This is a genomic window from Streptomyces sp. NPDC005303, assembly GCF_040607335.1.
Classification (GTDB): Bacteria; Actinomycetota; Actinomycetes; order Streptomycetales; family Streptomycetaceae; genus Streptomyces.
This window is the reverse complement of record NZ_JBEXGM010000001.1, coordinates 436429-449135: the sequence shown is the minus strand read 5'-3', so window position 1 is coordinate 449135 and position 12707 is coordinate 436429. Positions and strand designations below refer to the sequence as shown.

The 12707-nt window shown below is 71.2% G+C and carries 11 protein-coding genes and 1 riboswitch; of the genes, 8 read left to right on the top strand and 3 right to left on the bottom strand.

Annotation, left to right across the window (positions count from 1 at the left end; all coding sequences use genetic code 11):
* Positions 1-65 precede the first annotated feature (65 nt).
* Entirely contained in the window at positions 66-821 is a 756-nt protein-coding gene (locus ABZT93_RS02125) for a decaprenylphospho-beta-D-erythro-pentofuranosid-2-ulose 2-reductase (RefSeq protein ID WP_356097499.1), read from the top strand.
* 71 nt (positions 822-892) lie between these two features.
* Here the strand turns inward: ABZT93_RS02125 and ABZT93_RS02120 are convergent, their stop codons facing one another.
* On the bottom strand, positions 893-1477 hold the full coding sequence (locus ABZT93_RS02120; RefSeq protein ID WP_356097496.1) for a 2'-5' RNA ligase family protein: 585 nt from the start codon (positions 1475-1477) through the stop codon (positions 893-895).
* 187 nt (positions 1478-1664) lie between these two features.
* Positions 1665-2678 (bottom strand): tryptophan--tRNA ligase, encoded by a 1014-nt coding sequence (gene trpS, locus ABZT93_RS02115; protein WP_356097493.1) that lies wholly within the window; start codon positions 2676-2678, stop codon positions 1665-1667.
* A gap of 142 nt (positions 2679-2820) precedes the next feature.
* Here trpS and ABZT93_RS02110 point away from each other — a divergent pair, with 142 nt between their 5' ends.
* From ABZT93_RS02110 to ABZT93_RS02100, 3 genes are all read left to right on the top strand, one after another.
* Positions 2821-3381 (top strand): RNA polymerase sigma factor, encoded by a 561-nt coding sequence (locus ABZT93_RS02110; RefSeq protein WP_356097491.1) that lies wholly within the window; start codon positions 2821-2823, stop codon positions 3379-3381.
* Entirely contained in the window at positions 3374-4288 is a 915-nt protein-coding gene (locus ABZT93_RS02105; protein ID WP_356097489.1) for a hypothetical protein, read from the top strand. Before ABZT93_RS02110 ends, ABZT93_RS02105 begins: the two co-directional genes overlap by 8 nt.
* A 389-nt stretch (positions 4289-4677) precedes the next feature.
* Positions 4678-5322 (top strand): hypothetical protein, encoded by a 645-nt coding sequence (locus ABZT93_RS02100; RefSeq protein ID WP_356098416.1) that lies wholly within the window; start codon positions 4678-4680, stop codon positions 5320-5322.
* Positions 5323-5360: 38 nt separating this feature from the next.
* Here the strand turns inward: ABZT93_RS02100 and ABZT93_RS02095 are convergent, their stop codons facing one another.
* Entirely contained in the window at positions 5361-6812 is a 1452-nt protein-coding gene (locus ABZT93_RS02095; protein ID WP_356097486.1) for a glycine hydroxymethyltransferase, read from the bottom strand.
* Between the two features lie 41 nt (positions 6813-6853).
* Positions 6854-6943: riboswitch (ZMP/ZTP riboswitch) on the bottom strand.
* Positions 6944-7262: 319 nt separating this feature from the next.
* Here ABZT93_RS02095 and ABZT93_RS02090 point away from each other — a divergent pair.
* The 4 genes from ABZT93_RS02090 to ABZT93_RS02075 all read left to right on the top strand — a co-directional run bounded on the left by ABZT93_RS02090 (position 7263) and on the right by ABZT93_RS02075 (position 12671).
* Positions 7263-8126: a hypothetical protein gene (locus tag ABZT93_RS02090; RefSeq protein WP_356098413.1), complete on the top strand. Its 864-nt coding sequence runs from the start codon at positions 7263-7265 to the stop codon at positions 8124-8126.
* 143 nt (positions 8127-8269) lie between these two features.
* Positions 8270-8848 (top strand): hypothetical protein, encoded by a 579-nt coding sequence (locus tag ABZT93_RS02085; RefSeq protein WP_356097483.1) that lies wholly within the window; start codon positions 8270-8272, stop codon positions 8846-8848.
* A gap of 29 nt (positions 8849-8877) precedes the next feature.
* Complete coding sequence (gene pabB / locus ABZT93_RS02080; protein ID WP_356097480.1) at positions 8878-11148, top strand: aminodeoxychorismate synthase component I; 2271 nt, start codon at positions 8878-8880, stop codon at positions 11146-11148.
* A complete protein-coding gene (locus ABZT93_RS02075; protein WP_356097477.1) occupies positions 11145-12671 on the top strand; it encodes an AMP-binding protein in 1527 nt (508 codons plus the stop codon). Before pabB ends, ABZT93_RS02075 begins: the two co-directional genes overlap by 4 nt.
* The last annotated feature ends 36 nt before the right edge of the window (positions 12672-12707 follow it).

The window sequence follows — 12707 nt, the reverse complement described above, 5'->3', positions numbered from 1 at the left end:
GGCCCTCTGAGCCTCTGAGCCCTCTGAAGCCACTGAAGATCCCAGGCCCTCCCAAGGAGCTGTTCGTGAAGGACGCCTTCGGCATCCCCCAGTCCCTGCTCGTCCTCGGCGGTACGTCCGAGATCGCCCTGGCCACCGTCCGCCGTCTCGTCGTCCGTCGCACCCGCACGGTGTGGCTGGCCGGGCGCCCCTCGCCCGGCCTGGAGTCGGCCGCCACGGAACTGCGCACCCTGGGGGCCGAGGTGCGCACGGTCGCCTTCGACGCGCTGGACCCCGAGTCCCACGAGGCGGTGCTCGGCAAGGTGTTCGCCGAGGGCGACATCGACATGGTGCTGCTCGCCTTCGGGATCCTCGGCGACCAGGCCCACGACGAGCGTGACCCGGTCGCCGCGGTGCGGGTGGTGCAGACCAACTACACGGGCGCCGTCTCGGCCGGCCTGGTGTCCGCGCGCGCGTTGCAGGCCCAGGGGCACGGCTCGCTCGTCGTGCTCTCCTCCGTCGCCGGCGAGCGTGCCCGCCGGGCCGACTTCATCTACGGTTCCAGCAAGGCCGGCCTCGACGTCTTCACACAGGGGCTGGGCGACGCCCTGCACGGCACGGGCGTCCACGTCATGGTCGTACGCCCTGGGTTCGTGCGGTCGAGGATGACGGCCGGTCTCGAGGAAGCACCCCTCGCGACCACTCCGGAGGCCGTCGCGACGGCGATCGAGCTGGGTCTGAGGCGCCGCTCGGAGACGGTGTGGGTGCCGGGAGCGCTGCGGGTGGTGATGACGGCGTTGCGGCATGTGCCGCGGGCGGTGTTCCGACGGCTGCCGCTGTAACTACAGGTACGGGGGTGGTGGAGCTGCGGGTACGGCCGGTGGAACCGCGGTTACAGCGGCTGTACCAGGAGTTACAGCTGACTCGTGGGCTGGGAGCCACGCTCCACATGGCCGGCCTGGGGCGGCACGACCGATCCCCCGAAGGTGAACTCGCGCAGCTTGCGCCACACCCCGTCGGCGCCCTGCTCGTAGAGCGCGAAGCCGGTGCACGGCCACTCGGCCTCGAAGTCGGCGAGCTCCTCGAAGGCGCGGTCCATGGCCGCCTCGTCGATGCCGTGGGCCACCGTGACGTGCGGGTGGTAGGGGAACTGGAGTTCCCGTGAGACCGGCCCCGAGGCGTCACGGACCTGCTTCTGGAGCCAGGTGCAGGCGTCGGCGCCCTGGACGACCTGGACGAAGACGACGGGTGACAGCGGCCGGAAGGTGCCCGTGCCGGACAGCTTCATCGGGAACGGCCGACCCGCCGCGGCGACCTCGGTGAGGTGCGCCTCGATGGCGGTCAGCGCGGTGTCCGCGACCTCTGTGGGCGGCAGCAGGGTGACATGGGTGGGGATGCCGTGAGCCGCGGCGTCGCCGAAGCCCGCGCGCCGCTCCTGGAGCAGGCTGCCGTGAGGCTCCGGGACCGCGATCGACACACCGATCGTTACGGTCCCCACGTCGTCTCCTGTTCGTCCCTGTCGTCCTGTCGGATTCGTTCCCAGCCGTCCGGCTATCGACTGTACGGCCACGGCTGTGCTGTGGGCAGGCGCAGGCATAGTGATGTGCAGCGCTCTGCCCGGTGGTGCTGGTGTGCGGTGGTACGCCCCATGCCCGGCGGGCGGTGCCGACGGGCTGCGGCGGCGGTCAGTGCTTGGCGGGCAGGAAGCCCACCTTCTCGTACGTCTGGGAGAGGGTCTCCGCGGCGACCGCGCGGGCCTTCTCCGCGCCCTTGGCCAGGATCGAGTCCAGCGTCTCCGGGTCGTCCAGGTACTGCTGGGTCCGCTCCCGGAACGGCGTGACGAACTCGACGACGACCTCGGCGAGGTCCGTCTTGAGCGCGCCGTAGAGCTTGCCCTCGTACTGCTGCTCCAGCTCCGGGACACCGGTGCCGGTCAGGGTCGAGTAGATGGTGAGCAGGTTGCTGACGCCCGGCTTGTTCTCGGCGTCGTAGCGGATGACGGTGTCGGTGTCCGTGACCGCGCTCTTGACCTTCTTGGCGGTGGCCTTCGGCTCGTCGAGGAGGTTGATGAGACCCTTCGGCGTGGACGCCGACTTGCTCATCTTGATCGACGGGTCCTGGAGGTCGTAGATCTTCGCCGTCTCCTTGAGGATGTACGGCTTCGGGATCGTGAAGGTCTCGCCGAAGCGGCCGTTGAAGCGCGTGGCGAGGTCGCGGGTCAGCTCGACGTGCTGACGCTGGTCCTCGCCCACGGGGACCTCGTTGGCCTGGTAGAGCAGGATGTCCGCGACCTGGAGGATCGGGTACGTGAACAGGCCGACGCTCGCGCTGTCGGCGCCCTGCCGGGCGGACTTGTCCTTGAACTGGGTCATGCGGGAGGCCTCGCCGAAGCCGGTGAGGCAGTTCATGACCCAGGCGAGCTGGGCGTGCTCGGGGACGTGGCTCTGGACGAAGAGCGTGCAGCGCTCGGGGTCGAGGCCCGCGGCGAGGAGCTGGGCCGCGGCCAGGCGGGTGTTGGCCGTGAGCTCCTTCGGGTCCTGCGGAATCGTGATCGCGTGCAGGTCGACGACCATGTAGAACGCGTCGTGGGATTCCTGCAAAGCCACCCACTGGCGGACGGCGCCGAGGTAGTTGCCGAGGTGGAACGAGCCTGCGGTGGGCTGGATTCCGGAGAGCACGCGGGGTCGGTCAGAGGCCATGCTCACCATTCTCTCAGGTGTCGGGGGCCGATCCGGAACCAGTCGGAAACAGATGCGCCACGGGTGGGAACCGATTCGGTCCGGGCGGTGTACCCATCGTGTGAGGACGCGGGAGGGGGGCCGCATCGTCGATGAGGCCGCGGTGATCGCACGCGTACGCGCCGGAGACCCGGAGGCGTACGCGGAGCTGGTGCGGGCGCATACGGGCCTGGCGCTGCGAGCGGCCGCCGCGCTCGGGGCGGGTGCGGACGCGGAGGACGTGGTGCAGCAGGCCTTCGTCAAGGCGTACTGCTCGCTGGGCCGCTTCAAGGAGGGCTCGGCGTTCAAGCCGTGGTTCATGTCGATCGTGGCCAATGAGACGAGGAACACCGTGCGGACGGCGGCGCGCCAGCGCACGCTCGTCGGCCGCGAGGCGGCTCTCACCGGGGCCGAGCCGCTGATACCGGAGTCGGCGGACCCGGCGGTCGCGGCCGTGCAGATAGAGCGCCGCGCCGCACTGGAGTCCGCGCTGGAGAGGCTGAGCGTGGAGCACCGTCTGGTCGTCACCTACCGCTATCTGCTGGAGCTGGACGAGTCCGAGACGGCCCAGGCCCTGGGCTGGCCCCGGGGCACGGTGAAGTCCCGGCTGAACCGCGCGCTGCGCAAGCTCGGCAAGCTGCTGCCTGATTTCGAGCCTCGGGAAGGGGGTGATGAGCGTGAGTGAGTCCTACGGCGACGACGGCGCAGCCGACAGCCCGCGTGAGCGGGCGTCCCGGCTGCCCGAGGAGCTGCGGGCGCTCGGGCGTTCGCTGGACACGCCGGGTGCGGGCGGGGCCGAGTCGATGGTGGAGCGGGTGCTGGAGCAGATACTCGCCGAGCGGCTGCCGGTCCCGGTGGCCCAGGCAGCGGGTCCCGGTGAGCGGCTGCGGGCGGTGCGGCGGTGGACGCGGGCGCGGTGGCGTTCGCTGATCGCGGCCCTGTGCGGGCTGCTGGCGGTCCTCGCGCTCACGCCTCCGGTGCGGGCGGCGGTCCTGGACTGGTTCCACTTCGGCGGGGTCGAGGTGCGCTATGACCCGTCGGCGGTGCCCTCGCCGGGGACCGAGGTGCCCGGTTGCGGGCGCTCGGTGTCACTCGCTCAGGCCGAGCGGCGGGCGGGGTTCGAGCCGCTGGTGCCGACGGCGCTCGGCGCTCCGGACGTGGTGACGGTGACGGCCGAACCGCGGGCGCGGTCCCTGGCGACCCTGTGCTGGCGTGAGCGAGGGAGGACCGTCCGGCTGGACGAGTACCGGGCCCGTCTGGACATCGGCTTCACCAAGACTGTGAGAGAGCAGCCGGAATGGCTCTCGCTGGACGGAGGCCCCTCGGACCTCCGGGCGGTCGATGACACCGCTCTGTGGTTTCCGCGGCCGCACCTGCTGAGCTTCTGGCTGGTGGACGCGGCCGGCTCCCACTACACCCGCGAGCGGCGGACCGCCGGGCCGACGCTGCTGTGGATGCACCGGTCGGGCGCCCTGGACGTTCCGGATGTGACGCTGCGGCTGGAGGGGGTCGGGTCGAAGGCGCGGGCTGTGGAGATCGCGAAGTCCCTCGGCGAGCCCAGGAGCGAGGGCGACCAGAGGTCCTCGGATTAGTGCGGGCGGGGTGGGAACCCCGTCGGGCCGGGCGGTGTACCAGAAGTGACACGCGGCTCGCGGACGGGCAGCGCGGGGATCGTCCGGTGGGGGTTCGGTATGAAGCGGAGTGTGGGCGGGCGGAGGGGCCGCTGCCGTGAACTGGCTGCGGGATTGGGTGCGTTGAAGGCAGTTCCGTTCGCGGCGCGGAAGCCGCGGGACCGCTTGCGCGGAGAGCCGGGGACGCGCCAGGAAATACGCGATGTGTGACGAAAGGAGGTGCTCGCGAGCTTGAGGAAGCGAGGCTGAGTCGATCGAGGGGGATGGCAGTGCGGAACAGACTCGCAAGACTGCGGCGCGGGCCGTGCAGGGCGCTCGCGGCGCTCGCACCATTAGCTGCGGTGGTGACCGTGCTCGCCGCACCTGCGGCCGACGCGGCGGCACCGCCGACGCGGGAGGCGGGCCTGGACAGGCCCGACCTGGCGATGGTCGTCACCGGCGGCTCCAGCCGGGCGCAGACCGTACGGGCCGACGAACCGTACTTCACCCGCCTGTGGCAGCTGCTGCAGCCGACGTACACAGGCACAGAGCGGATCTCGGACACCTGGGAGGAGGGCCGCTATCCGCCGGTGCGGTTCACCGTCTTCTGGGGGCTGACAGGGGTCGGGGGCTGGCCTCGGACGGATTCGGCGCCGGGTGGTGATGTGGCGGTGACGCGGGAGGACCAGCTGTTCCTGGCCGGGGACGGCACGCCGTGGGTGCGCTCGGATCCGGCGCCGGAGCGGGAGGACGACGACATCCGCTGGCACCGGGCGCCCCGGGCGGTTTTCGACCGGCTGGACCGGGCGGGCCTAGCGGGCGGTGCCGTCGAGGAGCGGGACGACGGCTCGAGGCGTTCGACGGGCCCGGAGCGTGGCGTGTGGTGGGCGGTGCCGGGGCTCGTCGTGGGATTCGCGGCGGGAGTCGGTGGCACGCGGCTGATACGCCGCGCGGCGGCCGGGCCGGGAGCCGGGCCGCCGCGGGATGAGCCACGACAGGAACTCATCGATCTCTAGGAATCGCCGGTCTTTGACAACTCAAGAGAGGACGTGTGTCAGCCGAGGTCGACCTCCGGGTACAGCGGGAAGCCCGCCACGAGGTCGGTGGCCCGGTGGGAGATCTCGTCCGCGACCTTCGGGTCCAGGATGTGCTGGGCCTTGGACGGGGCGCCCGACTTGGTGGTGCCCGGCTCCGTCGTGGTCAGGACACGGTCGATGAGGCCGGCGACCTCGTCCATCTCGGCGGTGCCGAGACCACGGGTGGTCAGGGCGGGGGTGCCGATGCGGATGCCGGAGGTGTACCAGGCGCCGTTGGGGTCGGCCGGGATGGCGTTGCGGTTGGTGACGATGCCCGACTCGAGCAGCGCGGCCTCGGCCTGGCGGCCGGTGAGGCCGTAGGAGGAGGTGACGTCGATCAGGTTGAGGTGGTTGTCGGTGCCGCCGGTGACCAGGGTGGCGCCGCGGCGCATCAGGCCCTCCGCCAGGGCGCGGGAGTTGTCGACGATCCGCTGGGCGTAGTCCTGGAAGGAGGGCTGCCGGGCCTCGGCGAGGGCGACGGCCTTGGCGGCCATGACATGCGGGAGCGGCCCGCCGAGGACCATCGGGCAGCCGCGGTCGACCTGGTCCTTGAGAGAGTCGTCGCACAGCACCATTCCGCCGCGCGGGCCACGCAGGGACTTGTGGGTGGTGGTGGTGACGATCTGGGCGTGCGGGACGGGGTCGAAGTCGCCGGTGAGAACCTTTCCGGCGACGAGACCGGCGAAGTGGGCCATGTCGACCATGAGTGTGGCGCCGACCTCGTCGGCGATCTCGCGCATGATCCGGAAGTTCACGAGCCGCGGGTAGGCCGAGTAGCCGGCGACGATGATCAGCGGCTTGAACTCACGGGCCGAGGCGCGCAGGGCGTCGTAGTCGACGAGGCCGGTGGCGGGGTCGGTGCCGTAGGAGCGCTGGTCGAACATCTTGCCGGAGATGTTGGGGCGGAAGCCGTGGGTGAGGTGGCCGCCGGCGTCCAGGGACATGCCGAGCATGCGCTGGTTGCCGAAGGCCTGGCGCAGTTCGGCCCAGTCGGCGTCGGAGAGGTCGTTGACCTGGCGGACGCCGGCCTTCTCCAGGGCGGGGACCTCGACGCGCTGGGCGAGGACGGACCAGAAGGCGACGAGGTTGGCGTCGATGCCGGAGTGCGGCTGGACGTAGGCGTGGCGGGCGCCGAAGAGCTCCTTGGCGTGTTCGGCGGCGAGGGACTCGACCGTGTCGACGTTGCGGCAGCCGGCGTAGAAGCGGCGGCCGATGGTGCCCTCGGCGTACTTGTCGCTGAACCAGTTGCCCATCGCGAGGAGGGTGGCCGGGGAGGCGTAGTTCTCGGAGGCGATCAGCTTGAGCATCTCGCGCTGGTCGTGGACCTCCTGGCCGATGGCGTCGGCGACGCGCGGCTCGACGGCGCGGATCACGTCGAGGGCGGCGCGGAAGGCCGTGGACTCGGTGGACAGGGGCTGCTGCTCTGACATGGCGGCCTCCGGGCTGCGTGGCTTGAAGCGGTCACGGATCACGGTTCGGCCCAGGCGCACGGCACTTGGTCACTCACAGGCCGCTCCCCGATGGTCCGTCCCATCCCAGCGCGCCAGTCACGGCCTGTCGGCCAGCCTACCGGGCACGTCGCAGGACACCTGTGCGGCGTCCACCATGCGAGCGACGGAATCGGGGCCGGGCCGCGGGTTCCGTGCCTCGGGGCGGTGGCGGCGATGGACGTCGGAACAGGCCGTCGGCGAGGTGGTCGATCTGGTCGGGGTCGGAGGTCCACCGCCGAACCGTTCCTGAAGACTGAGCGGGAGTGAGTCCTGTCGCCAGCATTCATGTTCAGCCGAACGCCCCGAACGGTGTTGGGGTTCTGGTAAGAGCCGGTCCGGAGGCAACCCGCTTCTCACCTCCTCCCCTAGGGTCACTTCGTGCTCTTTGGAATGGTGTGTGCTCTTGGTGCCTCGGTCTGCTTCGGGACGGCGACCGTGCTGCAGGCGATGGCGGCCCGGGCGGCGGACGCGGGCGGCGGTGACGGCGAGGGGACGGCGTTCGCGGTGACGCTGTTCCTGCGGGCGGTGCGGCAGTGGCGGTATCTGGCGGGGCTGGCCCTGGACGGGGTGGGGTTCCTGTTGCAGATCGCCGCGTTGCGTTCGATTCCGATCTACGCGGTCGGCGCGGCGCTCGCGTCGAGTCTCGCGGTGACCGCGGTGGTGTCGGCGCGGCTGCTGCGGGTCCGGCTGAACGGGGGTGAGTGGGGCGCGGTCGGGGTGGTGTGCGCGGGTATGGCGCTGTTGGGGATCGCGTCCGGGACGGAGGGCGACCGGGACGGCCCTGCGGCCTTGAAGTACGTGATGCTCGCGACGGCACTCGCGGTGCTGGCGCTCGCGCTGCTGGGCGGGCGACTGCCGGACCGCGGGCGGGCGTTGGCGCTCGGGCTGGGAGCCGGGCTCGGGTTCGGGGTGGTCGAGGTGGCCGTGCGGCTGATCGACTCGCTGGCGCCGTCGGCATTGGTGGCCGATCCGGCGGCGTACGCGCTCCTCGTCGGCGGTGGCGCGGCCTTTGTGTCGCTCACTTCGGCGCTGCAGCGGGGGTCGGTGACCACGGCGACCGCCGGGATGGTGATCGGGGAGACGATCGGGCCGGCGCTGGTGGGGGTGGTGTGGCTCGGGGACCGTACCCGGGAGGGGCTGGCGTGGGTGGCGGTGCTGGGTTTCGCGGTGGCTGTCGCGGGGGCGTTGGCGCTGGCCAGGTTCGGGGAGGCGCCGGCGGATTCCGTGCCGCAATCAACTTCCCGAATTCCGTAAAGGATTGCTTGAGTTACTGGCGGTACAGCTCGACAGAGTGAGCCATGCCGACCGAAAGGGCGATAAAGAGTCACGATCCGGACAGCCGAAAAAGCTTCGTTGAATATTTGAACGTGATGTGAAGGCATTGCGTATACGACGGCGTGAGTAGCAATCCCGTCACCGTCACCGTGGCCTATCACGTGGTGCCGGGCCGTGAGGCCGACTTCCACTCCTGGGGGTGGGCCATGCTGGCCGCGAGTTCACAGCAGCCGGGCTTCCTTGGGGGTGGCGTCCTTGTCGACCGAGAGGCGGAGTGGCATGTGGTCTATCGCTTCGCCAGCGAGGGAACGGCCCGGGCCTGGGAGGATTCGACCGCCGGGACCCAGTGGGACGGCCGGACGGTCGGCTTCGCCCAGCAGACCGAGCGCAGAAGCGTGCGGGGCTCCAAGACGTGGTTCGACTCCCAGACCACCACACCGCAGGCGCCCGCCCCGCCGGCGAAATGGAAACTGTGGTTCGTGAACATGAGCGCGGTATTTCCGCCGGTGCTCCTGTTCAATCTGATCGTTCTTCCTTATCTCGGCGGACTCAATCCGCTCGTCCGCACGCTGTTGTTGTGCCTGTGTGTGACGGCTCTCGTCACCTGGATTCTCATGCCCCGGCTTCAGCGTTTCCTCAGGAAATGGCTGTATCCGCCGCTCCAGGCACTTCGCGGACGGCACAAAAGACGGACCGCATAGGTCCGGCACGAACCGAGGGAGGTGGGCGGGTGAAGACCCTGCTCATCGACAATTACGACTCGTACACGTACAACCTGTTCCAGCTGGTCGCCGAGGTCAACGGTGAGGAACCGCATGTCGTCTTCAACGACGCGTTCGGCAGCCTTCCCGATCTCGGGGAATACCTCGCGCGGTTCGACAATGTCGTGATCTCGCCCGGACCAGGGCACCCGGCCGAACCGCGGGACTTCGGACTGAGTACCGCCGTGCTCGCCGAGTCGTCGATCCCGGTGCTGGGCGTCTGTCTGGGGCATCAGGGCATCGCGCTCGGGGAGGGTGCTCGGGTGGAGCCCGCCCCGGAGCCACGACACGGGTATCTGTCGGCGGTCCGGCACGACGGACGGGACCTGTTCCGGGGTCTGCCGCAGGACTTCACCGCGGTCCGCTACCACTCGCTGGCCGTGGCCGAGCCGCTCCCCCCGACGCTGGAGGCCACCGCCTGGGCCGAGGACGGTGTGCTGATGGGGCTCAGACACCGCAATCGGCCACTGTGGGGCGTGCAGTTCCATCCGGAGTCCGTGCTCACCGAGTACGGCCACCGCATGCTCGTCAACTTCCGCAACCTCACGGCGGAACTGGCCCGCAGGACGCGTACGAAGAACACGGCGGTGCCCCCGCCCGAGGCCGTGATCCCCCGGCCCGCACGGGTCGTCCCGCGCCCCCGCCGGGCCGCCGCTCCCGCCTATCGGCTGCACACTCGGCGCATCGCCGGCGCAGTCGACACGGAGGCCGCCTTCACCCGGATGTACGCGGCATCGCGGCGGGCGTTCTGGCTGGACGGCGCACTGGTCGAGGAGGGGCGGTCGCGGTTCTCGTTCTTCGGCGACGACAGCGGTCCGCTCGCGGAGTTCGTCCGGTACGACGTCGAGAGCGGCCGGTGCGAGATCGAGCGGGCCGGGCGGCCGACGCGAAAGGTCGCGGCGAGCGTCTTCGACTATCTGGGACGGCAGTTGACGAGCCGCCGGGTGGACGGCGGCGGTCTGCCCTTCGACTTCACCGGCGGCTATGTCGGCTACTTCGGCTACGAGACGAAGGCCGACTGCGGATCGCCGAACCGGCACAACTCCGACGTCCCGGACGCCTGCTGGCTGTTCGCCGACCGGCTGATAGCCGTGGACCATCTGAAAAGGTTCACCTACGCGGTCTGCCTCGCCGAGGACACCCCGCAGGCCGCCCGGGAGGCGGAGGACTGGCTGGAGAGGGCGCTGGCCGAGTTGACCTTCGTCGCCACCGAGCCGGACCGGGCGGCGGCACCGGCGCTGTCGGCGCCCAACGCGCCCAACGCGCCCATCACGCCCAACGCGCTCACTCTGCCCGCCGCGAGGACCGATCCCGATCTCGGCGCCGCCGAGCCGTGGCTGGTGCGGGACCGGGAGGACTATCTCGCCGACATCGAGTCCTGCGCACGTGAGCTGCGGGCCGGCACCAGCTATGAGGTCTGCCTGACGAACGCGGCCCGGTTACCCGCCCCGCCGGACGCGTACGAGTTCTACCGGGTGCTGCGCCGGGTCAACCCGGCCCCCTACGCCGCGTTCCTGAGGTTCGAGGACGTCGACGTGGCCGGTTCCTCGCCCGAGCGGTTCCTGCGGATCACGCGGGACGGGATCGCCGAAGCCCGGCCCATCAAGGGCACCGCCCCGCGCGGGGCCGGACCGGAGGAGGACGCCCGGCTGCGGGAAGCGCTGGCGGCGGACGCCAAGACGCGCGCCGAGAACCTGATGATCGTCGACCTGCTCCGCAACGACCTGGGGCGAGTGTGCCGGACCGGGTCGGTGCGGGTGACCCGGCTGATGGCCACGGAGACGTACGCGACCGTGCACCAGCTCGTGTCCACCGTGGAGGGGCGGCTGCGGGAGGGGATCGACGCGGTGCAGTGCGTGCGGGCCTGCTTTCCGGGCGGCTCGATGACCGGGGCGCCGAAGCTGCGCACCATGGAGATCATCGGCTCCCTGGAGACCGAGGCCCGCGGGGTCTACTCCGGCGCTCTCGGCTACCTGGGGTGCAGTGGGGGCGCTGATCTCAACATCGTGATCCGTACGGCCGTGTTCGCCGACGGGCTGATGCAGCTGGGTGCCGGGGGCGCGATCGTCCTCGACTCCGATCCGGTGGCCGAGTACGACGAGATGCTGCTGAAGACGGCGGCCCAGATGAGAGCCCTGCACCTGCACACCGCGGAACGGACGGCGGAGCCGCGACGGCACGCGACGGTCCGCGCGGATGCCCGCCAAGGGCACACCGTCACCGAGGAGCCGGCCCGATGACGACCGCGCAGAACGTGCTGTCCCCGGCCGGCTTCGGCGCCCCCGGTAATCTCGCGGCCCAGCTCGCCGATCTCGCCGAGCGGCGCGGCTGGGTGGGCCGGCCCGCCTTCCACCAGGGCCACCGGGCCTGGACACACGGTGAGGTGCACGCGCTCGCGGCCCGGGCGGCGACCGTGCTCGCCGGTCACGGCACCGGGCCGGGTGACCGGGTGGTGCTGGCGTTGCCGGACGGGATCGCCTGGGTCACAGCCTTTCTCGCCGTCGCGCGGCTCGGCGCCGTAGCCGTCCTGGTGAACCCCGAACTCCCCGCGGCCGAGCACGCGTTCATGGCCGCGGACGCCGAGGCCGCGCTGTGTCTGACGGGGCCGGGCCTGGAGGACCGGTTCGCCGAACGTCCCCGGCTCGGCGCCGACCAGCTGCTCGCGCTCACCGCCTGCGCCGAGCCGGCGCCCGCCCACCCGGTCGACGCGCACACGCCGTTGTACGTGCAGTACACGTCGGGGACGACAGGCCGCCCCAAGGGGGTCGTGCACACGCACGGCGACCCGAAGGCGTACCACGATCTGATCGGGCGGCGGCTGCTCAGGGTGACCGCGGACGACGTGACCCTCTCGGTGTCGAAGCTGTACTTCGCGTACGGCTTCGGGAACGCGTTCGTCTTCCCCCTGTTCTCCGGTTCCTCCGCGGTCCTGGTGGACCGGCGCCCGACCCCGGCCGCCGTCGACGAACTCGTCGTCCGGCACCGGGTGACCCTGCTCTACTCGGTGCCGTCGGCGTACGCCGCGCTGGTGGCCGACCGGGGCAGCGAGCACGGGGCGTGCTTCGCCTCGGTGCGGGCCGCGGTGTCGGCGGGTGAGGGGCTGCCGGAGGAGCTGGGGAGACGGGTCGCGGAACTGCTCGGCGCGCCGGTGCTGGAACAGATCGGCTCCACCGAGGCAGGGCACGCCTTCTGCGCCAACAGTTTCGAGCACAACCACCCGGGCACCGTCGGCCGCCCCGTGCCCGGCTTCGAGGTGGAGCTGCGCGATCGCGCGGGGGAGCCGGTCCCGGACGGCACGGAGGGCGAGCTGTGGGTGCGCGGCCCGACGGTGACCCCCGGCTATCTCAACCGGCCCGAGGAGACCGGGCGCGCCCTGGTGCGCGGCTGGCTGGCCACCCACGACCGGGCGGTCCGCGAGCCGGACGGCAGTTACCGGCATCTGGGTCGCGCCGACGACATGGAGATGGTCGGCGGCATCACCGTCTCCCCGCTGGAGGTGGAGGCCGTCCTGCGTGCCCACCCGGCGGTGCGGGAGATCGCGGTCGTGGCCGTCACCGACGGGAGCGGGGCCAGTCGGCTGCGGGCGTTCGTCGTCCCCGCGGCGCCGGTCCCCGACGGGAGCCTCCAGGAGGACCTCCTCCGGCTGGCCCGCGAGAAGTTGGCCGCCTTCAAGGTGCCCAGAAGCGTGAGCCTCGTCCCGTCGCTCCCCCGCACCCCGACCGGCAAGCTCCGCCGGCATCTGGTGCGCCAGGGCGCCTGGTGACCACGTCTCGCACACACCGCACGAGCACCAGCACCA

Bases quoted from the DNA above. Each gene is read 5' to 3' on its own strand.
- ABZT93_RS02095 (WP_356097486.1), bottom strand. From the start codon at position 6,812: ATGTCAGAGCAGCAGCCCCTGTCCACCGAGTCCACGGCCTTCCGCGCC.
- ABZT93_RS02075 (WP_356097477.1), top strand. From the start codon at position 11,145: ATGACGACCGCGCAGAACGTGCTGTCCCCGGCCGGCTTCGGCGCCCCC.
- trpS (WP_356097493.1), bottom strand. From the start codon at position 2,678: ATGGCCTCTGACCGACCCCGCGTGCTCTCCGGAATCCAGCCCACCGCA.
- ABZT93_RS02090 (WP_356098413.1), top strand. From the start codon at position 7,263: ATGGTGTGTGCTCTTGGTGCCTCGGTCTGCTTCGGGACGGCGACCGTG.